Source organism: Leclercia sp. UBA5958 (assembly GCF_002430365.1).
Taxonomy (GTDB): domain Bacteria; phylum Pseudomonadota; class Gammaproteobacteria; order Enterobacterales; family Enterobacteriaceae; genus Enterobacter; species Enterobacter pneumoniae.
This window is the reverse complement of the sequence record NZ_DJCE01000012.1, coordinates 176,506-202,584: the sequence shown is the minus strand read 5'-3', so window position 1 is coordinate 202,584 and position 26,079 is coordinate 176,506. Positions and strand designations below refer to the sequence as shown.

The following is a 26,079-nucleotide window of genomic DNA, read 5'->3' as shown; positions in this document are numbered from 1 at the left end:
GCTAAAACTCAAACTGATAGAGCAGATCGAGTGCCTGGTCTACGCCAGACACCGCTTCCAGATATAGCTTAGGCATCAGGCGATAGCGTAACGTGAGAGTCGCTAAGGAGTCAAAGATCCCCACACCGTATTTTACCTGCAGACCCGGCAGAACATAGCCGCTGACCACCACCTGCGAGGAGTCACCGACCCCCTGGGTGTCCAGCGCCAGATTGCTTACGCCAAACGTCTCGCCGATTTTACCCACAACCTGCCCACTTTGTGCAACCCCCAGGCCAACTAACATTGAGGTCATAGCAGCACTGTCGCTCTGGTTGCTGTCCAGCCCCTGGCCGCGCAGCAGGTAAGAGAGCGCTTCCTGTTGCGACATCGCCGGGTCAGAGAAGATCTCCGCTTTCGGTTCGTCGGCGGTGCCGGTTACCCGCACCCCGGCAATCACGTCGTTTTCTGTCGACTCCGGATTACGGATCGCTTCAATATTCAGCAGCGGCTGGTCCGGCGGACCAGAGAAGAGCAGCTCGCCTTTACGCACAAGCAGATCCTGGCCGTAGGCATGGAAGCGCCCTTCCGGAATATTGATCTGTCCGTTAAGCCCCAGCCCCTGCTTATCCTGAGCTACCTTCAGGTCGCCGGTAAGGCGGGCCTTCAGGCCAAAGGCATCCAGACGCACGTTGTTGCCTACGTGGACTATCAGGTTGCTGTTAATCGGAATGCCCGCGCTCTGCGCCTCTTTGGGCTGCAGATTGTTATCAAGCATCACCTCGTCGCTGGAGACGCCCACCGCGCTCTCTGGCAGGTCGTGCACCACGATTCGCGCCCAGGGCACATCTACGCGGCCATCGAGGGTGAAGAGGCTCGGCGTCGCTTCAAATACCACGTCCGGCGAGACATCCAGCCGCACCATTGGCGGCACCGTGATACGCACCTTGCTGCCCTTCGCGGCCACCCGTGCGCGCCAGTTATCAAGCTGGCTCCAGTCCGCATCGCCGCTCAGGTTGATCTGCCCCTGCTGCGTGCGCACGACCCCGGCAAGCGTCGAACTCATGCCGTTGAAGTTCATCGCGAGCTGGCTTGGCTGCATATCAAACGGCATAAAGTTACCGTCGATGTCCACGCCGTTCAGCTGCATCTGGCCAAACAGCTGCGGGCTCTGCGCATTCCCCGCCAGGCGCAGGTTGGCATTCAGCATCCCCGCCGCCTTTTCGCCGCGTGAGAAGATGGTGTTGACCATCGCCAGGTTGAGGTTGCGAATATTGACGTTGCCGCCCAGATTACGCTGCCCCTGTGGATCGCTTATCTGCACCTGACCATCGAGTTGGCCGTTGTTGACCAGACGAATTAACCACTCCAGCTGGGCGCGGTTGTTGTGCAGATCGGCACGCAGGTTGAGCGTACTGAAGTCCAGCGGCAGCGGTGCACCATTGACCTCCTGCGATACCTTCACGTTTCGTCCGGCAAGCGTCACGCTGCCCTGCGGCAGGCCCGGTTTGGTGGTATCCCACGCCACATCCGCTTTACCGCTGAATACGCCGCTCGCCTGCGTCGTCTCGGGCATAAAGGGTTTCAGCATCGCCAGGTCGAAGCGGTTCAGATTCACGACCGCGCGACCTTCGGCACCGGCATCAACGGCCTGAGGGAGACACAGCTCGGCGTTCGGGTTGGTCCAGCAGTGCGGGCCAATGTTGATTTTTTGTTCCGCGTTGCGGTAATCCAGCGCGACAGAGCGGGAGAGCGCCACCGGCCCCACCGGGGTGGTAAAGCGGGTGTTATCCAGCGTGCCTTTCCAGCGCTGCGCCTGACGATCAAAGCTGCCGGTCAGATGCAGTTGGCCGGCAACCGGCTCACCCTGCACCCGCAGCTGGAGATCGTGCTGTTTCTCGCTGCCTTTGGCCTCCAGGGTCACCAGACTCAGATTGACGCTCGGCTGAGCAATGCGCTCAACGCGCAGGTTCAGGTTACCGGCAATCTGATCAGTGGATTTTACGTCGCCCTCTACGCGCACGCGGGCCACGGAGAGTTCTTGCCAGCGCAGGTTATTGGCAGTGATATCCGCCAGCAGCTGCGGCGCCTCTACCGTACCGCGCACTTTCACCAGTCCTTTGGCCGTACCGCCTAGCCCTGGCAGGGCATTATCCAGATTGGGCGCATCAATAGTGGCGTCGAGGTTGAGGTCTTTTACCCCTAGCTCGCCTTTGATATCCGCGTTATTACGTCCCAGCGCCACGTGCAGCCCCGGGATAGTCCACTGGAGATAGCTGTTGCCCTTCAGGGAACCATCAACGTTGACCTTGTTCTGTTTCACGTTGCCGGCCAGCTTGATCTCCGGCACGTCCATTTGCCAGGTCCCGCCGTACAGACTGCCGCGCGTTTTGATCAGCCCGTCGAGCTTCGATGGCCACTCCGGGAACTCTTTTGCCGTGTTAATACCTGCCAGCTTCAGCTCACCGCGCCAGCTGATAGCCTGCTGCCAGTCGAGGAGTGCCGTCAGTTCGGTTTTGCCTTCCAGCGCCGCCACAGTGAGCTTATCGAGGTTAACCTGTTGCTCATTGCCCTTTGCATCAAGGGTGATGGTCGCGGGCGGTAAACCTTCGCCCTTCACCGCCGTGCGGAACGACAGGGTGTAATCGGTCATTTTGCCGCTGAGCTTCAGCTTCAGATCATCGGCCTGGTACTGCTTCTCACCGGTGAATGGCCAGTAGAGTTGCTCGCTTACCAGCTCCAGATTGAGCGGCAGGCCGGCTTCGGCAAGGCGGGTCTGGCCGCGCAGCACCATATCCACCGGGCCAGAGAGATTAACGCCAAATTCCAGCTGGTCGCGCAGGGCACCGCCTACCTTCAGCTTCACCTTCTCGCCTTTGAGCGGATCGATATTGAGGGCGCTATTAAGGGTGATATTTACCGGCCAGTTATCACGCAGCAGCGCATTACCGGTCGCATTCACGCTCCCCTGGTTGGTGTCGATATCCAGCGCATCGAGCTTCATGTTGCCGTCAATGCTGCTGACTTTAAGCAGCATGTTAAAGACGGTCAGGTCGGTGTCACCGGTCAGGCGCAGCTGCTCGCCCTTAAATTCTTCGATGTTAAGATTGAGCGGCAGATGAACGTCGGTCATCTCCGGCAGAACCGGTTTTGAGAAGAGATCCTTCAGCGTCTCGCCAAGCGGTTTTTCCTCAGGCTGCGGCTTCTGAATTTTTGGATCGACAATCTCTTCCTGCGCCACGTCGGCCACTTTTGGCAGGGCAATCAAGAGCCCCTGTAACGAGGTCGGGGTCAGGGTCAGGTTTTTCTCCTGCCAGCGCAGGCCGGACGTGAAGTCCATCACCGAGACCGTGGTATCGTCGATTTTGACGTTAACGTTGTTCAACGCCACCCGATAAAGGGCGATTTCATACGGCGTAGAGAGGTTCAGCGGGCCGCTGTCCTCCTCTTCTGGCGGCGCCGATTTCGGCATTTTGCTCGAATCAATCGCCACGTTGACGTCTTTAAGCGAGAGGTCATTGACGCAAAGTTTGCTGTCGCGCAAACAGCCCAGCTTCACCGCAAGGTGAAAATCGCCCGCATTTACCGCCACGCCCGGCTGGGTGTAACGCACGTTTTTCAGATGCAGATCGCGCCAGCCGCCGGTCACCTGGCCAATTTCCAGCCCCGGTACCCAGCGGTTCGCCGCCTTAAACAGTACATGCAGGCCGCTGGTGGTGCCCACCAGGAAGGCCACCGTCCCCAGCAGCAACAGAATAAAAATCAGTACGCCGAGGCTTATCTTCTTCCATAAACTCATAATTCTGGCCCCAGACCGATATAAAACTGCAGATCGTGGTTGTCTTTGTCACCTATCGGCACGGCAAAGTCGAGCTTGATCGGCCCCACCGGCGATTCCCAGCGCACGCCAACCCCGGCGCCGGTTTTAAAATCGCTACGGCGAATGTCGCTTACCGCTTCGCCGCTGTCGATGAAGGTCGCCCCCCACCACTTACCTGTCACGTTGTATTGATACTCCAGCGAGCCGGTGGCCAGCTTCGAGGCCCCGATCAGCTTGCCTTCGTTATCTTCCGGCGCGATAGATTTGTATTTATAGCCGCGAATACTGCGGTCACCACCGGCGAAGAAACGCAGGTCGGGTGGCACCTTGTCGAAATCGCCGGTTTCGATCCAGCCCAGATTGCCGCGGACCACAAAGCGGTGGCGATCGTAGAGGGTGCGAATCCAGGCGTTCTGGGCCTGCACGACCACAAAGTCCACGTCCGAGCCCCAGGCGCTATTGGAGTAATCCACCGAGTAACGCTGAGAATCCCCCCACGTCGGCATCAGGCCGCCGCGGGAGCGTGTACGGCTAATCATGACCCCCGGGTAGAGCAGCATCGTGGTGTTAGTCACGTTCGCCTGGGTAAAGTGATCGAGGCTCCAGCGCAGGTTAATCGCCCGCTGCCAGCCGCTGGAGAGATCCCAGTAGCGCGATATGGCAAGGGTGGTGGAGTCTGCCTCGGTGTCGTTCAGATCGGTACGCTTGAACCCGCCCTGCAGCAGGTAATATTGCTCCAGCGGGTTTTTCAGCAGCGGCATTTTATAGCTGAAATCGAGCTGCTGCTCCGGGGCCGAGATGCTGGCGCTGGTGGTCAGGCTGTGGCCGTAGGAGTTCATCCACGGTTTTTTCCAGGTCGCTTTAACGCGCGGCCCGACGTCCGTGGAGTAACCTACCCCGGTTTCAATGGTGTTTTCGGTGCGGGGTGAGACCACGCCGTGCAGCGGTAATACCTTGCTCTGACGGGCTTTGTCGAACTCGGGTGCCACCACTACTGAGTTAAACCAGCCGGTAGCGGAGAGACGCCGGTTCAGTTCGGCCAGGTCTTTTGACTCATAGAAATCCCCCTCTTTAAAGGGGATTAAGTTTTGCAGGTATTCGTCGCGGATTTGCGACCCTTCAAAGGTGACATCGCCAAAACGGTAGCGTTGGCCGCTGTCATAGTCGATATCCCAGAAAGCCTGATGCCGGTCCAGGGCGATGCCTAACTGGCTCTTATTAAACTGGCTGTCGAAGTAACCTTTGCGCAAGGCGACACGGGTGAGATTTTTTTTGAAACCTTCGTAGTCGGAATGGTTCAGCACCGTGCCGATAGCCGGCCGATCGTGCAATAACTTAATGTAATCCTGATCGTCACGCGCTCCACCGCGCAGCACCACGTCGGTGCCGCCAATTTTTACCGGCTCGCCCGGCGAGACGCGGGCAATCAGCACCTGGCGCCCTTTAGCCGGCGGCGGGCGAAGATCAAATTCGATGGTGGGTTCGTAATAACCCAACGCTTTTAACCCTTCGCGGATGGCATCGTCCACGCGTGCGCGAAAGCGCCTGTCTGGCGTGACTTCATCACTTTCGATGGTCGAAAGCTGCGCTCGCACGTTTTTTTGCAGCGCACCGGTTAACCCTTCAACCTGCAAACGGACATTCGCCGCGCTGGCGACTCCGCTTGTCAGCAATAAACTGACCAAACATAACTGGCGGATCTTTGGCACGTTTTCTCCTGAATATCCTTGTTTCCACCCTGGAAGCATTTGAAGTGCCGCTCCGCGGCGTATCACGGCATAGAGCCCAAAACCCGTTTAGTGGGTTGAAAAATGGCTGAGCACCCTAATATTTCTTATGTTTAAATCTAGACTCATTCAGCGTAATTATTGTGTTCAATTAAACGCGTCGTGACAACCTTAACCCCAATACCTTTACCCCGGAGGCCACACCGTGAGTATATTTGATAAAAAGCACCTTGTTGCTCAGGCGGATGCATTACCGGGACGTAACACCCCAATGCCTGTCGCCACCTTGCACGCCGTTAACGGCCACTCCATGACTAACGTCCCGGACGGCATGGAGATCGCGATCTTCGCCATGGGCTGCTTCTGGGGTGTTGAGCGCCTCTTCTGGCAGTTGCCCGGCGTCTACAGTACCGCAGCGGGCTACAGCGGTGGCTATACCCCTAATCCGACCTACCGCGAAGTCTGCTCCGGCCAGACCGGGCACGCTGAAGCGGTGCGCGTAGTGTACGATCCTGCAGTGATCAGCTACGAACAACTGCTGCAGGTTTTCTGGGAGAATCACGATCCCGCTCAGGGCATGCGCCAGGGTAATGACCACGGTACGCAGTACCGCTCGGCGATCTACCCGCTGACTCCGGAGCAGGATGCTGCGGCACGTGACAGCCTGGCACGCTTCCAGCAAGCGATGATCGATGCCCATGATACCCGTCATGTCACCACCGAAATCGCGACGGCCACGCCGTTCTACTACGCGGAAGATGACCATCAGCAGTACCTGCACAAAAATCCGTACGGCTACTGCGGTATCGGCGGTATTGGTGTCTGCCTGCCTCCTCAGCTGGCCTAACCGTTCTGCCTTGACCCGACTTTGCCTGCCTGCTGCAAGGTCGGGTCAAAAAGTGATCTCTGGCGGGTTTACAGTGCTTTACGCTATACTAGCCGCTGAAACAACCGGCCTACCGCTTCGGACCGGTTTTCACTATCTCTTCAAACGAAACTTAACTTCCCTTCCGAGGATCTGGCGAAAAGCCGGATAAGATATGTTAAACAGTATTTTAGTAATACTTTGTCTGATTGCCGTGAGTGCATTTTTCTCAGTTTCAGAAATTTCACTGGCCGCATCCCGTAAAATCAAACTTAAACTGCTTGCCGATGACGGTAACATCAATGCACATCGCGTTTTAAAAATGCAGGAAAACCCCGGTATGTTCTTTACCGTGGTGCAAATTGGCCTTAACGCGGTAGCGATTCTGGGCGGTATCGTCGGCGATGCAGCCTTCTCCCCGGTCTTTTACACTCTCTTCTCAAAGTACTTCTCGCCTGAACTCTCAGAGCAGTTGAGCTTTATTCTCTCGTTCTCGCTGGTGACGGGTCTGTTCATTCTCTTCGCTGACCTGACACCGAAACGCATCGGTATGATTGCGCCTGAAGCCGTGGCTTTGCGTATCATCAACCCGATGCGCTTCTGTCTGTATGTGTTCCGTCCGCTGGTGTGGTTCTTTAACGGCCTGGCGAATATGATTTTCCGCATTTTTAAACTGCCGATGGTGCGCAAAGATGACATCACCTCCGACGATATTTACGCGGTGGTCGAAGCGGGTGCGCTGGCTGGCGTGTTGCGTAAACAGGAGCACGAGCTGATTGAGAACGTGTTCGAACTGGAATCCCGTACCGTGCCGTCCTCTATGACCGGACGTGAAAGCGTGATTTGGTTCGATCTGCATGAAGACGAGCAGAGCCTGAAACAAAAAGTAGCGGAACATCCTCACTCTAAGTTCCTGGTCTGTAATGAAGATATCGACCACATCATCGGCTACGTGGACTCTAAAGACCTGCTGAACCGTGTGCTGGCGAACCAGAGCCTGGCGCTGAACAGCGGCGTGCAGATCCGTAATACGCTGATCGTTCCCGATACCCTGACCCTTTCTGAAGCGCTGGAAAGTTTCAAAACCGCGGGCGAAGACTTCGCGGTCATCATGAACGAATATGCGCTGGTGGTGGGGATTATCACGCTGAACGACGTGATGACCACGCTGATGGGCGACCTGGTGGGCCAGGGGCTGGAAGAGCAGATTGTTCAGCGTGACGAGAACTCATGGCTGATCGATGGCGGCACGCCGATTGAAGATGTAATGCGCGTTCTGGACATTGATGAGTTCCCGCAGTCAGGTAACTACGAGACCATCGGCGGCTTTATGATGTTTATGCTGCGTAAGATCCCGAAGCGTACCGACTCGGTGAAGTTCTCAGGCTTTAAATTCGAAGTGGTGGATATCGACAACTACCGTATCGATCAGCTGCTGGTGACCCGCATCGATAACAAACCGACCGTGCTGGTACCGAAGCTGCCGGATGCACAAGAGAAAGTGTCGGAATAACGCTGTCCCAGAAACATCAACGGCTCCCATCGGGAGCCGTTTCTTTATTACTGCATAGCACGTTGGTTAAGCCATCTCAGTCTGCAGACGCATAACCTGACGGTTGACTTCGGACATCACAGAATAGTGCTGTTTGTCCTTCACTTTTGGGATAAGGATCTTGCCCTTATCGAACTCAAAAGCGCCAACATCCTTGATATACAACCGTCCACGGAACAGGATTTTTACGTATTTCGCTACCTGAAGCGGATTGTAGCGTTGGAAAATTTTCATTTTAATATCTCCTGCGAATCATACGCCCTTGCGGTGCCACATTCAGCCCGACTTTCCAGAGCGCAAATTTTGATGCCCAATGACTATAGACCAGAAAATCAGTGATACCCAGTGTGCATAAGTTTATTTACCTTTTGATGACAGTTATTCAGAATTTTCTTTGCAAAGCTTACCTACAGGCAGTATAAGCCGTCGTTTTTGTCCAGTTATGTGCGTTCCACCGCAATCTGGCACCGGGATTGCGGGTAAACAGAGACGATCGCACATATCATTAAAAACGTATGACCAAGTGGTCGGATCACCTGCAATTTATAAAAAAGGAAAAACCATGACCCTACGTAACGTTCTGGCAGTCGCCTGCCTGATGCTTCCGCTGATGGCCAGTGCACATAATTTTGAAAAGGGGCAACGTGTGCCGCCGGTGGGCGTTGCCGACCGGGGAGAATTGATCCTCGACAATAATAAGTTTAGCTATAAAAGCTGGAATAGCGCGCAGCTCGCAGGAAAAGTGAGAGTTGTCATGCATATTGCCGGTCGCACCTCCGCAAAAGAGAAAAATGCCACACTTATTGAAGCGATCAAGACCGCAAATTTGCCACATGACCGCTATCAAACGACCACCATTGTCAACACCGATGATGCCATTCCCGGCTCCGGCATGTTTGTGCGCAGCAGCCTGGAGAGCAATAAAAAGCTCTACCCCTGGTCACAGTTCATCGTGGACAGCAACGGCGTGGTACGCGGAGCGTGGCAGTTAGAGGAGGAGGGCTCGGCGGTTGTGGTGCTGGATAAAGCGGGACGCATCCAGTGGGCAAAAGACGGAGGCTTAAGCCAGGATGAGGTGCAGCAGGTCACTGCCCTGCTGCACAAGTTGCTCGATCAATAGAGCGACACCCGGAACCCCGGGTTAAGGAACGATTCACGCGGGGTATAGTCGAGAGGCTTACCCTGCCAGTCGTGAACATGCGCGCCGGCGGCGGCGGCCACCGCATGGCCTGCGGCAGTATCCCAGATGTTGGTTGGCCCGAAGCGGGGATAGAGCTGTGCCTGCCCTTCTGCCACCAGACAGAACTTCAGCGACGAACCAATGGACGTGGTCTGATGCTCACCCAACTGCTGCAAATACTCCTGTAGTTCGTTGTCGCTGTGCGAACGGCTGATCACCACCAGCGGCGGCCTGGCATCCCGCACCTGAATCTGCTTGCGCACGCCGCACTCTTCTTTCCACGCCTTGCCTTCAGCCGCGCTGTACATCACCTTCAGCACCGGCGCATATACCACGCCGAGCACCGCTTTACCCTTTTCAATCAGGGCGATATTGACGGTGAACTCACCATTACGCTTGATGAACTCTTTCGTCCCATCCAGCGGATCCACCAGCCAGTAGCGTTGCCAGTGCTGGCGTTCATCCCAGCTTTGCGGTGCCTCTTCAGAGAGTACCGGGATTTCCGGCGTCAGCGCCTGCAGGCCTTGTAGAATCACGCTATGCGCCGCAATATCCGCCGCCGTCACCGGCGAGTCATCCACTTTGCTCACGACATCGAGCGGCACCTTGCCATCATAGACCTGCATAATGGCATCCCCCGCCTCCCGTGCGAGCTGACAAATTTTATCTAACATTCTCCACCTCTTTGTTATCACAGTGGGTATAACTCATTGTTTTATTTATATCGTATTGTGAATAAATCCGCTATCTGTGAAGCAATTCCGGTTTCGCGGTCCTTTTTTCTGGCAGGATTCACAATTCTGTAAGCAAAAAAATATACATACATATTCTTTTGTGGCCTGGATCGAAAAAAAGGACCCCTCAATGATTAAGTTTAGTGCAACGCTCCTGGCGACGCTGATTGCCGCGAGTGTACAGGCAGCGACGGTAGATCTACGTATTCTGGAAACCACCGATCTGCACAGTAACATGATGGACTTCGATTACTACAAAGATGCCCCGACAGAGAAATTTGGTCTGGTACGTACCGCAAGCCTGATCAACGCCGCCCGTGGCGAAGTGAAAAATAGCGTACTGGTCGACAACGGAGACTTAATTCAGGGTAGTCCGCTCGGTGATTACATGGCGGCAAAAGGGCTGAAAAAAGGGGATATTCACCCGGTCTATAAGGCCCTGAACACCCTTGATTACGCCGTAGGCAACCTCGGGAATCATGAGTTCAACTACGGGCTGGACTACCTGCATATGGCCCTCGCTGGCGCCAAATTCCCGTACGTTAATGCCAATATCATCGACGTTAAGACCCAAAAGCCGCTGTTTACACCTTACCTGATTAAAGAGACTGAGGTGGTCGATCAGGATGGCAAAAAGCAGACCCTGAAGATTGGCTATATCGGTTTTGTCCCACCGCAGATCATGACCTGGGATAAAGCCAACCTGAGCGGCAAAGTTACGGTGAATGACATCACCGAAACCGCGCGCAAATATGTGCCGGAGATGCGCGAAAAAGGCGCTGACCTGGTCGTGGTAGTCGCCCACTCCGGGCTATCAGCCGACCCGTACCAGGCGATGGCAGAGAACTCGGTTTACTACCTGAGCGAAGTGCCGGGCGTCGACACCATCCTGTTTGGTCACGCGCACGCGGTCTTCCCGGGGAAAGATTTCGCCAGTATTAAAGGGGCGGACATCGCCAAAGGGACGTTGAACGGCATTCCGGCCGTCATGCCGGGGATGTGGGGCGATCACCTGGGGGTGGTGGATTTGGTGCTGAATAACGACAGCGGTAAATGGCAGGTCACCACCTCGAAAGCGGAAGCGCGCCCCATCTACGATGCCGCCGCGAAAAAGGCGCTGGTAGGCGAAGATAAGGATCTGGTGCAGGTACTGAAGCACGATCACGACGCGACCCGCGAGTTCGTTAGCAAGCCGGTGGGGAAATCCTCCGACAATATGTACAGCTTCCTGGCACTGGTGCAGGACGACCCCACCGTGCAGGTGGTGAACATGGCGCAAAAAGCTTATACCGAGCGCTTTATTCAGGGCGACCCGGACCTCGCGAAGCTGCCGGTGCTCTCTGCCGCCGCGCCGTTTAAAGTGGGCGGGCGTAAAAACGACCCGGCCAGCTACGTTGAGGTGGAAAAAGGCCAGCTCACCTTCCGTAATGCCGCCGATCTCTATCTCTATCCCAACACCCTTGTGGTGGTAAAAGCCACCGGCAAAGAGGTGAAGGAGTGGCTGGAGTGCTCTGCCGGGCAGTTTAACCAGATTGACCCGACCAGCACAAAACCGCAGTCTCTGATTAACTGGGACGGTTTCCGCACCTATAACTTCGACGTGATCGATGGGGTGGATTACCAGATTGATGTGACTCAGCCAGCGAAATATGACGGCGAATGCCAGACCATTAACCCGCAGGCAGAGCGTATTACGCATCTGACCTTCAACGGCAAGCCAATCGATCCTAATGCCACTTTCCTGGTCGCCACCAATAACTACCGTGCCTACGGCGGGAAATTTGCCGGAACGGGCGATAGCCATATCGCCTTTGCTTCACCCGATGAGAACCGCTCGGTACTGGCGGCGTGGATTGGCGAACAGTCGAAGCAGTCGGGTGCAATCCATCCGGCCGCCGACAACAACTGGCGCCTGGCTCCGATTCACAGCGATGTGAAGCTGGATATTCGCTTTGAAACCTCACCGTCGGAGAAAGCGGCGGCATTCATTAAAGAGAAAGCCCAGTATCCGATGCATAAAGTCGGCAATGACGAGATCGGCTTTGCCCTCTATCAGCTGGATTTAGGTAAGTAATGCCCTGTCCCGGCAGCATTATGCTGCCGGGGTTCAGGCTGCGCGCCCTTCCCGGTTGCCGATCACCTCTGGGGTATGCAGCTCAATCCAGTCGGCCAGTGCGGCCACCTTCTCACTCACCTCTATCCCCAGCGGGGTCAGGCTGTACTCCACATGCGGAGGCACTACCGGAAACGACACCCGATTGAGAAAGCCGTCCTGCTCCAGCGCCTGCAGTGACTGCGCGAGCATCTTTTCGCTGACGCCCCCCATTTTGCGTCGTAGATCGCTAAAACGGTGGGTCCCTTCACGCAGCGCCACCAGAATCAGAACACCCCAGCGGCTGGTAACGTGCTTAAGCACCTCTCGCGACGGACACTGTTCGGCAAACAGATTGCCATCACGCATTTGCTCGGTGAGCGTTTGTTGACCCATTTGATACTTACCTTTTTGTACGTACTTACTAAAAGTTAGCGTTGGTGCTAGTGTGCCATAACACTCTCCTGAAACGAAGGATCTTCATCATGATCGCAATTACCGGTGCTACCGGCCAGCTTGGCCACCATGTTATCGAGCAGCTGTTGAAAACCGTTCCAGCCAGTCAAATTGTGGCGATTGTGCGTAATCCGGCGAAAGCCGGGGCCCTGAGCCAGCAAGGCCTTGACGTGCGTCAGGCGGATTACGCCGACCAGGCGGCGTTCACCTCCGCGCTCCGGGGCGTAGAGAAGCTGCTGCTGATCTCCTCCAGCGAAGTGGGCCAGCGCGCACCACAACACCAGAACGTCATTAACGCCGCCAAAGCGGCGGGCGTAAAATTTATTGCTTATACCAGTCTGCTGCATGCTGACACCTCCCCACTGGGCCTGCACGTTGAGCACGTCGCCACCGAAAAAGCGCTGGCCGAATCGGGTATTCCGTTCACCCTGCTGCGTAATGGCTGGTATACCGAAAACTATCTTGCCAGCGCGCCGCCTGCCCTGGAGCATGGCGTGTTTATTGGCTCAGCGGGCGATGGCAAAATCGCCTCTGCCACCCGTGCAGATTACGCAGCGGCCGCAGCCAAAGTGATCGCCGAAGAGGGCCATGCCGGAAAAGTCTACGAACTGGCGGGTGATAACGCCTGGACCCTGAGCGAACTGGCGGCCGAACTGAGCAAACAGAGCGGGAAGAGCGTGAAGTACCAGAATCTTAGCGAAGCCGATTTTTCTGCCGCGCTGAAGAGCGTGGGTCTTCCGGCCGGGCTGGCGGAGATGCTGGCAGACTCTGACACGGGCGCTTCAAAAGGGGGCCTATTTGACGACAGCCATACCCTGAGTGCGCTGATTGGCCGCCCGACCACGCCGCTGGCGGAGAGCGTCAAAGCGATTCTGTAATTGTTAAAGACAGGTTATTTTTTGTAGCATCCCCACGGGTCATCTCTGATAATGAAAGAATGACCCGTGAGGAGTGTGGCTGTGCAAGGCGTACCTGAACAGTTTATTGATGAGAGAGACAGCGCCCGCTTTCGCCATCTGGCGCAGCTACCTGGCGTGGAGCTTTACCATGCCCATATCTCCCGCTATGCCTTTGAACCCCATACCCATGAAGCCTTTGGTATCGGCACTATCGAAACCGGTGCCGAGCGCTTTCGTTATCGCGGCTCCCACTACCTCGCCCCTGAGAAATCAGTCGTCACCATGAACCCGGATGAGATCCATACCGGCGAGTCCGCGACCGATGGCGGCTGGCGTTACCGTATGGTTTATCTTGAACCCGACCTGCTGGAAGAGGTAACCGGCATACGTCACTGGTGGTTTAGCGATGTTACCCGTTACGATCCGCTACGCTCCCGGCAAATCGGCCAGCTTATCTACGCCCTGTGGCATACCGACGATCCGCTGGCTCAGAAAGGGTTTCTGCTGGATCTGATTGAGACGTTCCAGCCGCTGGCTCGCCATGCCCCGCAGATTCAGGAGGGGGCGCACCGCTTTGAGCGAGTGCGTGAATATCTGCACGACAACTATATGCACGCCCTGACCCTGGACGAACTGGCGCAGGTGGTGGCGCTCAGCCCGTATCATTTCCAGCGCCAGTTTAAGGCCCATTTTCACGTCACCCCGCACCAGATGCTGATGGCCATTCGCCTGTGGCGCGCCAAGGCTTTTCTTACCCACGGCATGCCCGCCGCTGAAGTGGCCGCCGCCACCGGTTTAACCGATCAATCGCACCTGACCCGGGCCTTTACCCGCCGTTATGGCATCACCCCGGTTCGCTATCAGAAGCAGGTGGCGAGGCGTTAATGCGCAACCTCGTACAATACTCTCCGCGCCTCCCTTTCTACACTTACCGCAGGTTTCTAAGATGTGGATAACAAAATGATTAGCGGTGTGTTGTATGCCCTGCTTGCAGGCTTGATGTGGGGGCTGATTTTTGTCGGCCCGTTAATCGTACCCGAATACCCGGCGATGCTGCAGTCGATGGGGCGTTACCTGGCGCTGGGGTTAATCGCCCTACCGCTCGCCTGGCTGGGACGCGCCCGCCTGCGCCAACTTACCCGCCGGGACTGGCTCACCGCCCTCGCCCTCACCATGATGGGCAACCTGATCTATTACCTCTGCCTGGCAAGCGCCATTCAGCGCACCGGGGCGCCGGTCTCGACCATGATCATTGGCACCTTGCCGGTGGTGATCCCGGTCTTCGCCAACCTTCTGTATAGCCAGCGCGATGGCAAACTGGCATGGTCAAAAATGGTGCCAGCGCTGATCTGTATTGCGCTGGGACTGGTGTGTGTCAACGTCGCCGAGCTGGGACATGGTCTGGTAAACGCCAGCGGTTGGCGTTACGTCTCTGGCATCATCCTGGCGTTTTTGTCGGTGGTCTGTTGGGCGTGGTATGCCCTGCGCAATGCCCGCTGGCTGCGGGAGAACCCGGATAAACATCCGATGATGTGGGCGACTGCGCAGGCGCTGGTGACGCTACCGGTCTCATTGCTGGGCTATATCGCGGCTTGCCTGTGGCTGAATGTCGAACTGCCGGCGTTTGACCTGCCGTTTGGACCCCGGCCGGGGCTGTTTGTAGGGCTAATGGTGGCGATTGCGGTGCTTTGTTCCTGGGTCGGTGCGCTGTGCTGGAACGTCGCCAGCCAGAAGTTGCCAACGGTGATCCTCGGCCCGTTAATCGTTTTTGAGACGCTGGCGGGGTTACTCTATACCTTCCTGATGCGCCAGAGTTTGCCGCCATTATTGACGCTGGGCGGGATCGCGCTGCTGGTGGTGGGCGTGGTGGTTGCGGTAAGCGCGAAACCGGAAAAACCAACGGTCGTTCCGGTTTCGCAAGGCTAATTAGCGATTAAAAGGTTTCCCAGTTCGCTTCAGAAACCGTGGCAACCGGTTTTGCCTTCGGCGTAGCAGCTTTGGTGGCTGGGGTTTTCAGCGTCTGACCGCGGGCGATTTTAAATACCGCCACGGCTTCGTTCAGGCGTGCGGCCTGTTCTTCCAGCGCGGCGGCGGCGGCGGCAGACTCCTCCACCAGCGAGGCGTTCTGCTGAGTTACGCGATCCATTTCAGCAACCGCCTGACCTACCTGGTCAATGCCACGGCTCTGCTCATCAGACGCCGAGGCGATTTCGCCCATAATGTCGGTGACGCGCGTCACGGCATTGACGATCTCCGCCATGGTCGTGCCGGCTTCATTGACTAACGCCGAGCCTGCGCTGACGCGCTCGCCAGAGTCATCGATCAGGGCTTTGATCTCTTTTGCTGCCTGAGCGCTACGGCTTGCCAGCGTACGTACTTCCCCGGCGACAACCGCAAAACCGCGACCCTGCTCACCCGCACGGGCGGCTTCTACCGCGGCGTTCAGAGCCAGGATATTGGTCTGGAACGCGATGCCGTCAATCACGTTGGTGATCTGCGCAATTTTGCTGGAGCTGGTGGCAATCTCATCCATGGTGCGCACCACGCCTTCCACCACGCTGCCGCCTTTTTTCGCGGTAGAGGAGGCGTCCAGTGCCAGTCGGGAAGCCTGACGTGCGTTGTCGGCGTTCTGCTTCACCGTTGCGGTCAGCTGTTCCATGCTGGCGGCGGTCTCTTCCAGAGAGGCAGCCTGCTGCTCAGTACGGGAAGAGAGATCGTTACTGCCCGCAGAGATTTCGCCCGCACCGGTATAGATGGTATCGGCACCTTCACGTACCACACCAACGGTGCGAGAGAGCGAGGTCTGCATCTCGTGTACATTGCGCGCCAGCACCGCCATCTCGTTTTTACCTGACGGATCGATAGACTGGGTCAAATCACCCGCCGCAATAGCACGGATATGATCAATCACGTCCTGCAGCGGCAGCAACAGCACGCGGCGCATCGCAATCCAGCTGGAGATAATCGTCGCGATGACCAGCGCCATCATTGTAGAGAGGATCCACAGGATGCGCTTATAGTCGCTCTCGTTATCCTTAATGCCCTTGTCGGTAAGCGCGGCCTGCGCCTCACGCCATTCACGGTAGACTTTCTGCATCGCGGTTTGCTTCTGCTCCGCGTTTTGTTTGAACATCTCTTCCAGGTTGCCCTGCGCCAGCAGAACGTTCATCTGCGCCAGAGTCGCGGAGTAGATGCGGTACTGCTCTTCCAGCTGGCTGGACAGCTTGTCATCCAGACCCGGCGTTTCCGGCAACGCATAGTATTTGTCGTAATGGGCCTGGGCATCTGCCAGCAGATTTTTCGCTGTGCTGACCAGCTCATTCAGCTGCCCGCCGTTGATCTGCGTCGCTACGCTGCTTTGCAGACGGAGCATGCCGCGGTTCAGCGTCACGCGTGCCTGGTTGAGGCTGATCCACGCGTCAGTAAACTCTGCCACGTTCTGGCTGGAGACCTGAGAAACCGTGAAGTTTTCTTTATCGTTGTTCAGGGCATTGATAAAAATGCCCGCAGAGATCAGCTGTATGATCCCGAGTGCCAGCAGCACTGAAATCAGCAGGGTAATGACTTTTATTCGTTTAAACATGCGTAGCCTTTATATTTGCAGGTATTGTCTGGGAGGGTATATCGGCAACCTCCGCCGCTTATTTACGCTCTCTACGCCTTTAAAAAGTTTCTAAACTGGTTTCCTGCATTCATTCAAGGAGTTAAAACCGGTATTTTTTTGTGATCTAACTCTCTTTTTTACCCCTTCCTCTAAAGGGTTATAGCCTGCGATAAAAGATGTATTTAAAATGCACCTTATATTCCTGATGACGAGGTAACTTCCATGGCCTTCCGCGACCAACCTTTAGGTGAGCTTGCGCTCTCTATCCCACGCGCCTCGGCGCTGTTCCGCAAATATGATATGGATTACTGCTGTGGCGGTAAGCAAACGCTGGCGCGTGCCGCCTCCCGTAAGGCGCTGGACGTGGAGGTTATCGAGAGCGAGCTGGCGGAACTGGCCGAGCAGCCTGTCGATAAAGACTGGCGCAGCGCCCCGCTGGCAGAGATCATCGACCATATCATCGTGCGATACCATGACCGCCACCGTGAACAGCTGCCGGAGTTGATTCTGCAGGCAACTAAAGTAGAACGCGTGCATGCGGACAAAGCCTCTGTACCGCGCGGGCTGGCCAAATACCTGACCATGCTGCACCAGGAACTCTCCAGCCATATGATGAAAGAAGAGCAGATCCTCTTTCCGATGATTAAACAAGGGATGGGCAGCCAGGCGATGGGGCCAATCAGCGTGATGGAGAGCGAACACGATGAAGCCGGCGAGCTGCTGGAAGTGATCAAACACACCACCAATAACGTTACGCCGCCTGCTGATGCCTGTACAACCTGGCGCGCCATGTACAACGGTATTAACGAAATGATTGACGATCTGATGGAGCACATCAGTCTGGAAAACAACGTCTTGTTCCCGCGTGCCCTCGCAGGCGAATAAAAAAGGCGCCTGAGAGCGCCTTGATAGAGTGTTTAGTTTGGCCACCCGCAGGTGGCCTTTTTTTAACGCACGCCTGCCATGCGTTTCTTGCCGATGAAAATCCAGCCCAGCCCCAGAACAATGAACCAAAGCGGCGTAACAATCAGCGCCTGACGGGTATCATCTTCCAGCGTTAGCAATACCAGCACGAAGACAAAGAACGCCATACAGACCCAGCACATCAGTTTGCCCAGCGGCATCTTGTATTTGGAAGCGGCATGCAGCTCTGGACGCTGTTTGCGGTACACCAGGTACGAGCAGAGAATGATCGTCCAGACGAACATAAACAGAATCGCCGACACGGTGGTGATCATGGTGAAGGCACCGATAACGCTTGGGTTCACATACAGCATGACCACGCCGCCCAGCAGGCAGATGCAGGAGAAGGTCAAGCCTTTCGCCGGCACAGCGCGTTTAGAGAGCTTAGCGAAGGCGCTCGGGGCCACCCCCTCCTGCGCCAGGCCGAACAGCATACGGCTGGTGGAGAAGACGCCGCTGTTCGCGGATGAGGCCGCAGAGGTCAGGACCACGAAGTTAATCAGGCTCGCCGCCGCCGGCAGACCCACCAGCACGAACAGTTCGACGAACGGGCTCTTGGTTGGCACCACCGAGCTCCACGGGGTAACCGACATAATCACGATCAGCGCGAATACGTAGAACATAATGATACGGATCGGAATAGAGTTGATCGCGCGCGGCAGGGATTTCTCCGGGTCTTTGGTCTCTGCGGCGGTGGTACCCACCAGCTCAATGCCCACAAAGGCGAAGACCGCTATCTGGAACCCTGCGAAGAAGCCGCTAATCCCTTTCGGGAACCAGCCGCCGTCATTCCACAGATGCGCGAAGGAGGCTTCAACGCCAGTTGGTGACTGGAAGTGCGTCAGCACCATCACCAGCCCGACCACGATCAGCGCCACGATGGCGACAATCTTGATCATCGCAAACCAGAACTCCATCTCACCGAACATCTTCACGGTCGCGAGGTTCAGCCCCAGCAGCAGCACAATCACCGCCAGCGAGGCGACCCAGTCCGACAGGCCGGGGAACCAGAACTGCGCATAGGCCGTGATGGCGACCACATCTGCCATGCCGGTAACAACCCAGCAGAACCAGTAAGTCCAGCCGGTAAAATAGCCCGCCCACGGCCCTAACAGGTCGGAAGCGAAGTCGCTAAAAGATTTGTACTCAAGGTTCGAGAGCAGCAATTCGCCCATCGCACGCATCACAAAAAACAGCATGAAACCGATGATCATATAGACAAAGATGATCGACGGCCCGGCAAGACTGATGGTTTTACCGGAGCCCATAAACAGCCCGGTACCAATAGCACCACCAATGGCAATAAGCTGTATATGACGGTTTGTAAGATTTCGCCGAAGCGATTGTTCAGTCGATGCCTCTTCTGTAGCAATGACTTTTGCCTGATCTACCATGTAATTTTCCTGTATTGCCTGTCTGTGTTGTTTAGGCTCTTCTGGCCTTTTATTGCGTCAAAATGCGACGACCCCTTGTTAAGGACTCATCGATATTAGGTAAGATTCGGCGGGATGAATACTATGATTTAGATATTATGTTAATAATATGTTGAAAGTGAGTGTCATATCACTCATACAGCGCGAAACAGCTCACAAAAATACACTCAAAATTCGCGTTTGCAACATTAAATGTTGATTAAGTTCTAACTATAGGTTTTTACGCTATTTTCCCCTCCCGCGGAGGGAGAGGAAAAACGCATGACGATTACAGGATTTCCAGTAACTCGACTTCGAAGACCAGGGTGCTGAATGGCGGAATAGACGCGCCTGCGCCACGCTCACCATAGGCCAGGTTCTGCGGAATAGTCAGTTCCCATTTAGAACCTACCGGCATCAGGGTCAGCGCTTCAATCCAGCCTGGGATCACGCCGTTAACCGGGAATTCAGCCGGTTCACCACGGGCAACGGAGCTGTCGAAAACGGTGCCGTCGATCAGTTTACCGGTGTAGTGAACGCGAACGTGGTTAGTGCGTGCCGGGATAGCGCCTTCGCCCTGGGTGATAACACGGAACTGCAGGCCGGATTCGGTGCTGTTCACGCCTTCACGCTGGCTGTTCTCTTGCAGGTACTTCTCGCCTTCTGCCGCCATCTCTTCGAAACGCGCACGACGTACGGCATCAGCACGCTCGTGGATTTCGCGCAGCGCACGGTGCACCACATCTACCGGCACGGCAGGCTGCTTGCCTTCCAGCGCGTCGGCAATACCCGCCACCAGCGCTTCAGGTAACAGTCCTTCCAGACCAGATTCGCTCAACTGCTGGCCTACCTGCAAACCGATACCGTAGCTCGCCTGCGCTTCGATTGTGTCAAAAGTCGGGGTGGTCATGGGTTTTCCTTCCATCACATTTAAAGTAGCGGGCAGCATAGCAGCCACGCTCCGACGGGTAAAACTTTGTCTTAAGTAAAGATGACAAATCGCGGCGAAACAGAAACAATAGCGTGGATCAGGATTATTCCCGAATGTGTGTCACGGAAGCCCACTTTGCTACGCCCTTCAGGCAGTTAGCAAACTATACTTCCCGGAACAGGATTAAAGACGCGGAGCAGGAGGAGAGCCATGCCCGGGCGATTTGAACTGAAACCTACCCTGGCGAGGATCTGGCATGCGCCAGACGATCTTCGCCTCATGGACCCGCTGCCGCCGATGCACCGTCGGGGCATCATACTCGGCCTGCTGCTGATGATTATCGGGTTCCTGCTGCCCTCCGGTGACGATGCCGACACAACGCCGGTGAGCCGGGACGCACAGCTTGATATGCAGTCGCAATCGCAACCTCAGTCGGAGAGCCAGCCGATGCAAACCCAGCTGGTGACGCCGTCGAACGATCCGGGGCTGGTCGCACCGGCAGAGCCCGAGCCGATTCAGGAAGAACAGCCGCAGGAGCAGGCGGCAGCGCCGGCGACCTCTCAGCCGCAGCAGGCGACCGGCATTGATCAGCAGTGGCGCAGCTACCGGATAGAGCCGGGTAAAACCCTGGCGCAGCTATTCCGCGACCATAATTTACCGCCAACCGATGTCTATTCCATGGCACAGGTAGAGGGGGCAGGTAAGCCGCTGAGTAACCTGCAGAATGGTCAGATGGTACAGATTCGTCAGAACGCCAGCGGCGTGGTGACAGGGCTGACGATTGACGCAGGGAATGGCCAGCAAGTGCTGTTTACCCGCCAGCCGGACGGCTCGTTTTTACGTGTGAAATAACGCCTCAGGCCGGGCGCAATTCGCCGCCCGGCCGCCAGCGCCTTATGCGCTACGCTTGTTGACCCACCAGATCCCCGAACAGACCAGCACCAGCGCCACGGCGTATTTGATCTCCAGGATATTCTCCCCAAGGAACAGAGCTGAGAGCAACGTCCCGGCCACCGGCACCACAAAGTTAAAGGGGGCGATCATACTGACGCGGTTCACCTTCAGCAGCACGCTCCAGAGCGCAAAGGCGACCGAGGAGAGCAAGGTTAAATATCCCAGAATCGCCAGCGCACTGAAGCTATGTAACTCCAGCGTACCGCCCGTCGCATACCCTCCTCCTAACAAAACCGCGCCGCCGATCGCCAGCTGCCAGCCGGTCATTACCGTCGGATCCACGGTTTGTGAGATGCGTTTGCCATACAGCGTGGCGGCGGAGAGGATAAAGGCGGCCAGCACCACAAAACCATCACCGTGCCAGACGAAGCTAAAATCCTGCAGGCCGCTACTGAAGTTCACCAGCATCACCCCGGCAAAACCCAGGATACAGCCGAGCGTCTTGTTATAGCTGAGTTTATCGTTGTGGTAGATAAAGTGCGCCAGCAGCACACTAAAGAAAGTGCCGATGGCGTTCATGATCGAGCCTTTAACGCCGGTGGTGAACGCCAGCCCTACGTAGAAGAAGATGTACTGAATGGTGGTCTGCGTCAGGCCAAGCAGAGAGAGCTGTCCAAACTGGCGTGGGCTCAGGCGGGCGATCGGTTTGCGCTGCGCCAGCGCAAAGAGCAACAGCAGCAGGCCAGCAAAGAGAAAACGATAGCCAGCGAACACCACCTTAGAGGGGATATCGTCGGTCGCAATCTGGAAGAGTTCATAGCCGCTTTTAATGGCCGGGTAGGAGCTTCCCCACAGCAGACAGCAGAGGGTCGCGCAGGCATAGGCAACATTTTTGCGGGCAAAGACGGGCGTGGGCAGAGGGGTAGCCATGACAGATCTCATAAATAAAATCGCGTTTCATTTTATTATCTGAGAATGCGCAGAGAATAGCGACCCTTAAAGCGCTAAAGCGTGGTACGTGACGCTAAAAAGCAAAACGCCGGCACAAGGCCGGCGCTTCGACGTGAGCAGAGTAAAAAATTACTCAGCTACTACGTTAACAACCAGTTTAGCGAATACTTCGCTGTGAACCTGGAAGTCAACTTCGTGCTCACCAGTGGTACGCAGAACGCCGTTCGGCAGACGAACTTCGCTCTTAGCCACTTTAACGCCTGCTGCAGAAACTGCATCAGCGATATCGCGGGTACCGATGGAACCGAACAGTTTACCTTCGTCGCCAGCTTTAGACGCGATGGTAACGGTGCCCAGTGCGTTGATTTCTTCAGCGCGAGCGTTAGCAGCCGCCAGAACGTCAGCCAGTTTGGCTTCCAGTTCAGCACGACGTGCTTCGAAAAACTCTACGTTTTTCTTGGTAGCTGGAACAGCTTTACCCTGTGGAACCAGGAAGTTACGAGCGTAGCCCGCTTTAACATTTACCTGATCACCCAGGCTGCCCAGGTTTGCTACTTTATCAAGCAGAATAACTTGCATTACCTTATCCTCTTAAAGTCGTATTAATGGACCGTGCCCGATTACTGATGACGATCAGTGTACGGCAGCAGGGACAGGTAGCGAGCGCGTTTGATAGCGCGAGCCAGCTGGCGCTGGTATTTTGCACGAGTACCGGTGATACGGCTTGGGACAATCTTACCGCTTTCGGTGATGTAGTTTTTCAGCGTTGCGATATCTTTATAGTCGATCTCTTGAACGCCTTCCGCGGTGAAACGGCAGAACTTGCGACGACGGAAATAACGTGCCATATGGCTAGTCTCCAGAATCTATCAAATCAATCTGCTCGGCATGCAGAACCATCTTGCTCAGGCCGTTCTTTGCCTTGTGGCAAGAGATGAACCCCTGAACGGTTACTGCGCTACCGACCGTTATACTGTGAGTAATGGCCTGGTTTTCGTGTCCGCTAATAATAACGGGCATTTGGCACCACGCCTGCCGGTGAAAGCCGGCTTCCTCCTGCACTGAACGATGCTCAAGCACGAACTGGCAGTGAGGAATTCCTGATGGGCTGACCTTACGAAGGGGGGTCCTGCACACGGTACCGGACAACACCAGACGGTTGGTCATCAGAAATTACTCTTCAGAATCCCCAGCATCAGAATCATCTGCGGTTTCGTTTGCGAAATCATCGCGACGCTCACGGCGCTCGTCTTTCGCTTTAACCATCGGAGATGCTTCGGTCACTGCGTTTTTGGTACGCATAACCATGCTGCGGATAACGGCATCGTTGAAGCGGAAGTTAGTTTCCAGCTCATCGATCGCTTCCTGCGGAGCTTCAACGTTCAGCAGAACGTAGTGAGCTTTGTGCAGTTTGTTGATCGGATAAGCCAGCTGACGGCGGCCCCAGTCTTCCAGACGGTGGATCTTGCCTTCTGCTGCAGTGATTGCACCAGTGTAGCGTTCGATCATACCCGGAACCTGTTCGCTCTGGTCAGGATGGACCATAAAAACGATTTCGTAATGACGCATCGAATTGCTCCTTACGGATTATTCAGCCTCCTGTCTGGGTCAGCCGAGGCCCGGGGAGGCAAGGAACGTGTTAAAGGTCGGCTGAAAAATTGACGCGTCATAATACTTGCGACCCCCGCTAAACACAAGGTCATTGCACAAATAATTCGCACAAAGGGCAAAGCGAGTCTAAGTGGGTGATTTAACATTGAACAGCCTCGATTGCGGCGTTTTTTTGAACAACAGCATCAGAAATGGTCGTCAATGTCCCCCGCAGAAGAGATTACACTTTAATCAGACCCCAACCGAGGATCAGAAGGAGAGAGAAACAATCGATTCACAGCATGTCGTCGTGGAGCGCATATCATGAAAAAGATCACTGTAGCGGTACTGGCTGTGCTTTTGCTGAGTGCAAACGCCATGGCAGCCATTCAGATCGACGGCCGACAGGCCAGAAACATGGATGATGTGCAGAGCTTAGGCGTGATTTATATCAACCATAACTTCGCCACTGAAAGTGAAGCAGATCAAGCCCTTAATCAAGAAGCCGATGCGCAGAATGCCCGCTATTATCACGTCACACTCATTCGTGAACCGGGCAGCAACGGGAATATGCACGCGAGCGCAGACATCTATCAGTAATGCATTAACGCTAGCACCAGGAAAGCCAACAACGAAAATAACGTCATCCTTTCATTCGCCCCCAGTTCGGGGGCTTTTTTTATTTTTATCTTTGATACGTATTCAGGCCGTGCTTACTGCTTCGTCAGACTCAGAGGTGCGTTTCAAAGAACCTGACGGTGGCCTCCAGCGCCGTGGGCGTGATGCGATGACGGACACCGGTCTCCCACAGGCAGGTGAGGTTGCCATCCAGTCCATCGCGCTGTAAGGCTTGCTGTAAACGGAACGTCTCCGTAGCCGGCACGACATCGTCCGCCTCGCCGTGCCAAAGCAGCAGTGGGCGGTCTGCCAGCCGGGGCAGCGCCCGGGTCACTTCCCAGTGGGCTAATGGCGCCAGCACGGCCTCCAGAGTCTGTTCATCCTGCGGTGGAAAGAGCGTGTGGGCAAGCGTGGTGAAGTATCCCGATCCCATCAGGCTGGCCACGCATTTTACCTCCGGATGGCGGGTCATAATGCCCAGCGCCGTCATCCCGCCCATCGACGCCCCCGCCACGGCCAGACGGTCGCCTGCGACCCACCCGGCCTGACAGATCGTGTCACGTAACCCGCTGAACTCGGTAAGACTGCCGTGCAAAATGGACCAGAACTGCCCTAACCGCGCCTGCTCATCGCCATTAAACCGTGCGCCATGCTCCGGGGCATCAGGCATCACTACGCGAAACCCTGCCTGCGCCAGTGCCACGGCAAAGTAGCTGTACACCAGCTTAGAGGAGGTAAAACCATGATAAAAAATGATCGTCGGCAAAGGCTGTTCACCTAACCCTGCCGGAAAAGCCTGTAAAATTTCATAATCTCCAGGCTGTTCTGTTTTAACTTCAATCATTGAGGATCCTTTACTCGCGGGGTGATTCATAATGTTGAGAAGTGGATTACGCTTTCACACCATTTTCATTCGAAATTTACGTTACAGATAACAGTTTGGGAACATTCCCCCAAAATGAAATTACCGGGCATCTACACTATGGCTATCAGGAAACGAGATAGGGTTATGCGAAAGTTTGTCGCTTTATTGCTGGTGTTGCTGTCATGCGGCTGTAGCGTGTTACAAGGCACGCCCCAACCCGCTCCGCCAGTGGCTGACCACCCCCAGGAAATTCGCCGTAATCAAACGGAAGGATTACAGCGTATGGGAACCATCACCGCCCTTGAGCGCGGTTCGCCGATGGATGTGGAAAATGCAATTAAAGCCCAGGCCGCCGCAGCGAAAGCAGATTATTACGTCATCATCCTCGTCGATGAAACCGTTATTACGGGACAATGGTATTCGCAGGCCATTTTGTATCGTAAATAACTGAAGGTATTTAAACGACATTTACACTGCTTTGCGTCCATAGACGTTTTCCTGTCCACAATAAACTCCGTGACTGTGACAATGGAAGTGAGTTTATTTGCGAAGGATTGCCCGGCGGATACCGGGGACACGTAGAATGGAGCTAACGATGAAACGAACTCTTGCTTTATCCTCACTGTTGCTCTCAGCAGGGCTGTTGAGCACGACGGCACAGTCGGCGGATTTTGCCAGCGCAGATTGTGTGACAGGACTGAATGAAATTGGGTTGATCTCCGTGAATGATATTTCCGGAAGCCAGCAGGACGTCGAACGTGTCATCGCCCTGAAAGCCGATGAGCAAGGCGCGTCCTGGTATCGAATCATCCGGATGCAGGAAGATGTTCATGTTGATCGCTGGCGGGTACAAGCCATTCTGTACGCGTGATAAAGCCTTTGAAAAGCCACTAAAAATTAGTGGCTTTTCAATATTTACAAATCAGTTATCCTTGTCGTTACTATAT

Annotated in this window: 26 protein-coding genes; 12 read left to right on the top strand and 14 right to left on the bottom strand. The window is 55.4% G+C overall.

Features of this window, described 5'->3' with window-relative positions:
- Window position 1: 1 nt before the first annotated feature.
- On the bottom strand, window positions 2-3,778 hold the full coding sequence (tamB, locus tag B2Q93_RS19275; protein ID WP_286808357.1) for an autotransporter assembly complex protein TamB: 3,777 nt from the start codon (window positions 3,776-3,778) through the stop codon (window positions 2-4).
- Complete coding sequence (gene tamA / locus B2Q93_RS19270) at window positions 3,775-5,508, bottom strand: autotransporter assembly complex protein TamA (protein WP_046886409.1); 1,734 nt, start codon at window positions 5,506-5,508, stop codon at window positions 3,775-3,777. Before tamA ends, tamB begins: the two co-directional genes overlap by 4 nt.
- 223 nt (window positions 5,509-5,731) lie before the next feature.
- Here tamA and msrA point away from each other — a divergent pair, with 223 nt between their 5' ends.
- Window positions 5,732-6,373, top strand: a complete 642-nt coding sequence (gene msrA / locus B2Q93_RS19265) for a peptide-methionine (S)-S-oxide reductase MsrA (protein ID WP_040077466.1) — start codon at window positions 5,732-5,734, stop codon at window positions 6,371-6,373.
- A gap of 193 nt (window positions 6,374-6,566) precedes the next feature.
- Complete coding sequence (locus B2Q93_RS19260; RefSeq protein WP_207292873.1) at window positions 6,567-7,904, top strand: hemolysin family protein; 1,338 nt, start codon at window positions 6,567-6,569, stop codon at window positions 7,902-7,904.
- A 66-nt stretch (window positions 7,905-7,970) separates the two neighbouring features.
- Here the strand turns inward: B2Q93_RS19260 and B2Q93_RS19255 are convergent, their stop codons facing one another.
- A complete protein-coding gene (locus B2Q93_RS19255) occupies window positions 7,971-8,177 on the bottom strand; it encodes a DUF1107 domain-containing protein (RefSeq protein WP_012015808.1) in 207 nt (68 codons plus the stop codon).
- A gap of 328 nt (window positions 8,178-8,505) precedes the next feature.
- Between B2Q93_RS19255 and B2Q93_RS19250 the strand changes: the two genes are divergently transcribed.
- Entirely contained in the window at window positions 8,506-9,063 is a 558-nt protein-coding gene (locus B2Q93_RS19250) for a YtfJ family protein (protein WP_040077468.1), read from the top strand.
- Here the strand turns inward: B2Q93_RS19250 and cysQ are convergent.
- A complete protein-coding gene (cysQ, locus tag B2Q93_RS19245; RefSeq protein WP_212478339.1) occupies window positions 9,057-9,797 on the bottom strand; it encodes a 3'(2'),5'-bisphosphate nucleotidase CysQ in 741 nt (246 codons plus the stop codon). The genes B2Q93_RS19250 and cysQ overlap by 7 nt on opposite strands.
- A gap of 190 nt (window positions 9,798-9,987) precedes the next feature.
- Here cysQ and B2Q93_RS19240 point away from each other — a divergent pair, with 190 nt between their 5' ends.
- The gene (locus B2Q93_RS19240) at window positions 9,988-11,931 is read left to right on the top strand and encodes a bifunctional 2',3'-cyclic-nucleotide 2'-phosphodiesterase/3'-nucleotidase (protein WP_046886405.1); all 1,944 of its coding nucleotides are present in this window, start codon (window positions 9,988-9,990) and stop codon (window positions 11,929-11,931) included.
- Window positions 11,932-11,964: 33 nt separating this feature from the next.
- On the opposite strand, the gene B2Q93_RS19235 is transcribed toward B2Q93_RS19240, so the two are convergent.
- A complete protein-coding gene (locus B2Q93_RS19235; protein ID WP_233803580.1) occupies window positions 11,965-12,345 on the bottom strand; it encodes a winged helix-turn-helix transcriptional regulator in 381 nt (126 codons plus the stop codon).
- Between the two features lie 89 nt (window positions 12,346-12,434).
- On the opposite strand from B2Q93_RS19235, the gene B2Q93_RS19230 reads away from it, so the two are divergent.
- The 3 genes from B2Q93_RS19230 (at window position 12,435) to B2Q93_RS19220 (ending at window position 15,230) form a co-directional block, all read left to right on the top strand.
- On the top strand, window positions 12,435-13,283 hold the full coding sequence (locus B2Q93_RS19230; RefSeq protein WP_046886404.1) for an SDR family oxidoreductase: 849 nt from the start codon (window positions 12,435-12,437) through the stop codon (window positions 13,281-13,283).
- 81 nt (window positions 13,284-13,364) lie between these two features.
- Window positions 13,365-14,189: an AraC family transcriptional regulator gene (locus tag B2Q93_RS19225; protein WP_040077473.1), complete on the top strand. Its 825-nt coding sequence runs from the start codon at window positions 13,365-13,367 to the stop codon at window positions 14,187-14,189.
- A 75-nt stretch (window positions 14,190-14,264) separates the two neighbouring features.
- The gene (locus B2Q93_RS19220; protein ID WP_046886402.1) at window positions 14,265-15,230 is read left to right on the top strand and encodes a DMT family transporter; all 966 of its coding nucleotides are present in this window, start codon (window positions 14,265-14,267) and stop codon (window positions 15,228-15,230) included.
- Between the two features lie 7 nt (window positions 15,231-15,237).
- On the opposite strand, the gene B2Q93_RS19215 is transcribed toward B2Q93_RS19220, so the two are convergent.
- A complete protein-coding gene (locus B2Q93_RS19215; protein ID WP_046886401.1) occupies window positions 15,238-16,887 on the bottom strand; it encodes a methyl-accepting chemotaxis protein in 1,650 nt (549 codons plus the stop codon).
- Window positions 16,888-17,130: 243 nt separating this feature from the next.
- Between B2Q93_RS19215 and ytfE the strand changes: the two genes are divergently transcribed.
- Window positions 17,131-17,793: an iron-sulfur cluster repair protein YtfE gene (gene ytfE, locus B2Q93_RS19210; protein ID WP_046886400.1), complete on the top strand. Its 663-nt coding sequence runs from the start codon at window positions 17,131-17,133 to the stop codon at window positions 17,791-17,793.
- Window positions 17,794-17,855: 62 nt separating this feature from the next.
- On the opposite strand, the gene cycA is transcribed toward ytfE, so the two are convergent.
- Window positions 17,856-19,265, bottom strand: a complete 1,410-nt coding sequence (gene cycA / locus B2Q93_RS19205; RefSeq protein ID WP_040077479.1) for a D-serine/D-alanine/glycine transporter — start codon at window positions 19,263-19,265, stop codon at window positions 17,856-17,858.
- 307 nt (window positions 19,266-19,572) lie between these two features.
- Complete coding sequence (gene fklB / locus B2Q93_RS19200) at window positions 19,573-20,193, bottom strand: FKBP-type peptidyl-prolyl cis-trans isomerase (RefSeq protein WP_040077480.1); 621 nt, start codon at window positions 20,191-20,193, stop codon at window positions 19,573-19,575.
- Window positions 20,194-20,424: 231 nt separating this feature from the next.
- On the opposite strand from fklB, the gene B2Q93_RS19195 reads away from it, so the two are divergent.
- Window positions 20,425-21,066, top strand: coding sequence for a LysM-like peptidoglycan-binding domain-containing protein (locus tag B2Q93_RS19195; RefSeq protein ID WP_286934093.1), 642 nt, complete (start codon window positions 20,425-20,427; stop codon window positions 21,064-21,066).
- A 42-nt stretch (window positions 21,067-21,108) separates the two neighbouring features.
- Here the strand turns inward: B2Q93_RS19195 and B2Q93_RS19190 are convergent, their stop codons facing one another.
- The 5 genes from B2Q93_RS19190 to rpsF all read right to left on the bottom strand — a co-directional run bounded on the left by B2Q93_RS19190 (window position 21,109) and on the right by rpsF (window position 23,628).
- A complete protein-coding gene (locus tag B2Q93_RS19190; RefSeq protein ID WP_286934092.1) occupies window positions 21,109-22,038 on the bottom strand; it encodes a DMT family transporter in 930 nt (309 codons plus the stop codon).
- 150 nt (window positions 22,039-22,188) lie between these two features.
- Window positions 22,189-22,638 carry a 50S ribosomal protein L9 gene (gene rplI / locus B2Q93_RS19185; protein ID WP_040077484.1) on the bottom strand — a complete coding sequence of 150 codons (450 nt, stop codon included), beginning with the start codon at window positions 22,636-22,638 and terminating at the stop codon, window positions 22,189-22,191.
- Between the two features lie 41 nt (window positions 22,639-22,679).
- On the bottom strand, window positions 22,680-22,907 hold the full coding sequence (rpsR, locus tag B2Q93_RS19180; protein WP_000135199.1) for a 30S ribosomal protein S18: 228 nt from the start codon (window positions 22,905-22,907) through the stop codon (window positions 22,680-22,682).
- Window positions 22,908-22,911: 4 nt separating this feature from the next.
- The gene (gene priB, locus B2Q93_RS19175) at window positions 22,912-23,226 is read right to left on the bottom strand and encodes a primosomal replication protein N (RefSeq protein WP_006178996.1); all 315 of its coding nucleotides are present in this window, start codon (window positions 23,224-23,226) and stop codon (window positions 22,912-22,914) included.
- A gap of 6 nt (window positions 23,227-23,232) precedes the next feature.
- Window positions 23,233-23,628, bottom strand: coding sequence for a 30S ribosomal protein S6 (gene rpsF / locus B2Q93_RS19170; protein WP_040077485.1), 396 nt, complete (start codon window positions 23,626-23,628; stop codon window positions 23,233-23,235).
- 345 nt (window positions 23,629-23,973) lie between these two features.
- On the opposite strand from rpsF, the gene yjfY reads away from it, so the two are divergent.
- Window positions 23,974-24,249: a DUF1471 family protein YjfY gene (gene yjfY, locus B2Q93_RS19165; protein WP_286934089.1), complete on the top strand. Its 276-nt coding sequence runs from the start codon at window positions 23,974-23,976 to the stop codon at window positions 24,247-24,249.
- A gap of 130 nt (window positions 24,250-24,379) precedes the next feature.
- Here yjfY and yjfP read toward each other — a convergent pair whose 3' ends face one another.
- A complete protein-coding gene (gene yjfP, locus B2Q93_RS19160) occupies window positions 24,380-25,111 on the bottom strand; it encodes an esterase (protein ID WP_286934088.1) in 732 nt (243 codons plus the stop codon).
- Window positions 25,112-25,249: 138 nt separating this feature from the next.
- On the opposite strand from yjfP, the gene bsmA reads away from it, so the two are divergent.
- Both bsmA and yjfN read left to right on the top strand, forming a co-directional pair.
- A complete protein-coding gene (gene bsmA, locus B2Q93_RS19155; protein WP_040077489.1) occupies window positions 25,250-25,579 on the top strand; it encodes a biofilm peroxide resistance protein BsmA in 330 nt (109 codons plus the stop codon).
- Window positions 25,580-25,715: 136 nt separating this feature from the next.
- Window positions 25,716-26,003, top strand: coding sequence for a DUF1471 family protease activator YjfN (gene yjfN / locus B2Q93_RS19150; protein ID WP_046886395.1), 288 nt, complete (start codon window positions 25,716-25,718; stop codon window positions 26,001-26,003).
- Window positions 26,004-26,079 lie beyond the last annotated feature (76 nt).

Excerpts from the sequence above, each read along its gene's own strand:
- tamB (WP_286808357.1), bottom strand. The coding sequence starts at position 3,778 with ATGAGTTTATGGAAGAAGATAAGCCTCGGCGTACTGATTTTTATTCTG.
- B2Q93_RS19260 (WP_207292873.1), top strand. The coding sequence starts at position 6,567 with ATGTTAAACAGTATTTTAGTAATACTTTGTCTGATTGCCGTGAGTGCA.
- B2Q93_RS19255 (WP_012015808.1), bottom strand. The coding sequence starts at position 8,177 with ATGAAAATTTTCCAACGCTACAATCCGCTTCAGGTAGCGAAATACGTA.
- B2Q93_RS19250 (WP_040077468.1), top strand. The coding sequence starts at position 8,506 with ATGACCCTACGTAACGTTCTGGCAGTCGCCTGCCTGATGCTTCCGCTG.
- cysQ (WP_212478339.1), bottom strand. The coding sequence starts at position 9,797 with ATGTTAGATAAAATTTGTCAGCTCGCACGGGAGGCGGGGGATGCCATT.
- B2Q93_RS19240 (WP_046886405.1), top strand. The coding sequence starts at position 9,988 with ATGATTAAGTTTAGTGCAACGCTCCTGGCGACGCTGATTGCCGCGAGT.
- B2Q93_RS19235 (WP_233803580.1), bottom strand. The coding sequence starts at position 12,345 with ATGGGTCAACAAACGCTCACCGAGCAAATGCGTGATGGCAATCTGTTT.
- B2Q93_RS19230 (WP_046886404.1), top strand. The coding sequence starts at position 12,435 with ATGATCGCAATTACCGGTGCTACCGGCCAGCTTGGCCACCATGTTATC.
- B2Q93_RS19220 (WP_046886402.1), top strand. The coding sequence starts at position 14,265 with ATGATTAGCGGTGTGTTGTATGCCCTGCTTGCAGGCTTGATGTGGGGG.
- B2Q93_RS19215 (WP_046886401.1), bottom strand. The coding sequence starts at position 16,887 with ATGTTTAAACGAATAAAAGTCATTACCCTGCTGATTTCAGTGCTGCTG.
- ytfE (WP_046886400.1), top strand. The coding sequence starts at position 17,131 with ATGGCCTTCCGCGACCAACCTTTAGGTGAGCTTGCGCTCTCTATCCCA.
- cycA (WP_040077479.1), bottom strand. The coding sequence starts at position 19,265 with ATGGTAGATCAGGCAAAAGTCATTGCTACAGAAGAGGCATCGACTGAA.
- fklB (WP_040077480.1), bottom strand. The coding sequence starts at position 20,193 with ATGACCACCCCGACTTTTGACACAATCGAAGCGCAGGCGAGCTACGGT.
- B2Q93_RS19195 (WP_286934093.1), top strand. The coding sequence starts at position 20,425 with ATGCCCGGGCGATTTGAACTGAAACCTACCCTGGCGAGGATCTGGCAT.
- B2Q93_RS19190 (WP_286934092.1), bottom strand. The coding sequence starts at position 22,038 with ATGGCTACCCCTCTGCCCACGCCCGTCTTTGCCCGCAAAAATGTTGCC.
- rplI (WP_040077484.1), bottom strand. The coding sequence starts at position 22,638 with ATGCAAGTTATTCTGCTTGATAAAGTAGCAAACCTGGGCAGCCTGGGT.
- rpsR (WP_000135199.1), bottom strand. The coding sequence starts at position 22,907 with ATGGCACGTTATTTCCGTCGTCGCAAGTTCTGCCGTTTCACCGCGGAA.
- priB (WP_006178996.1), bottom strand. The coding sequence starts at position 23,226 with ATGACCAACCGTCTGGTGTTGTCCGGTACCGTGTGCAGGACCCCCCTT.
- rpsF (WP_040077485.1), bottom strand. The coding sequence starts at position 23,628 with ATGCGTCATTACGAAATCGTTTTTATGGTCCATCCTGACCAGAGCGAA.
- yjfY (WP_286934089.1), top strand. The coding sequence starts at position 23,974 with ATGAAAAAGATCACTGTAGCGGTACTGGCTGTGCTTTTGCTGAGTGCA.
- yjfP (WP_286934088.1), bottom strand. The coding sequence starts at position 25,111 with ATGATTGAAGTTAAAACAGAACAGCCTGGAGATTATGAAATTTTACAG.
- bsmA (WP_040077489.1), top strand. The coding sequence starts at position 25,250 with ATGGCTATCAGGAAACGAGATAGGGTTATGCGAAAGTTTGTCGCTTTA.
- yjfN (WP_046886395.1), top strand. The coding sequence starts at position 25,716 with ATGGAGCTAACGATGAAACGAACTCTTGCTTTATCCTCACTGTTGCTC.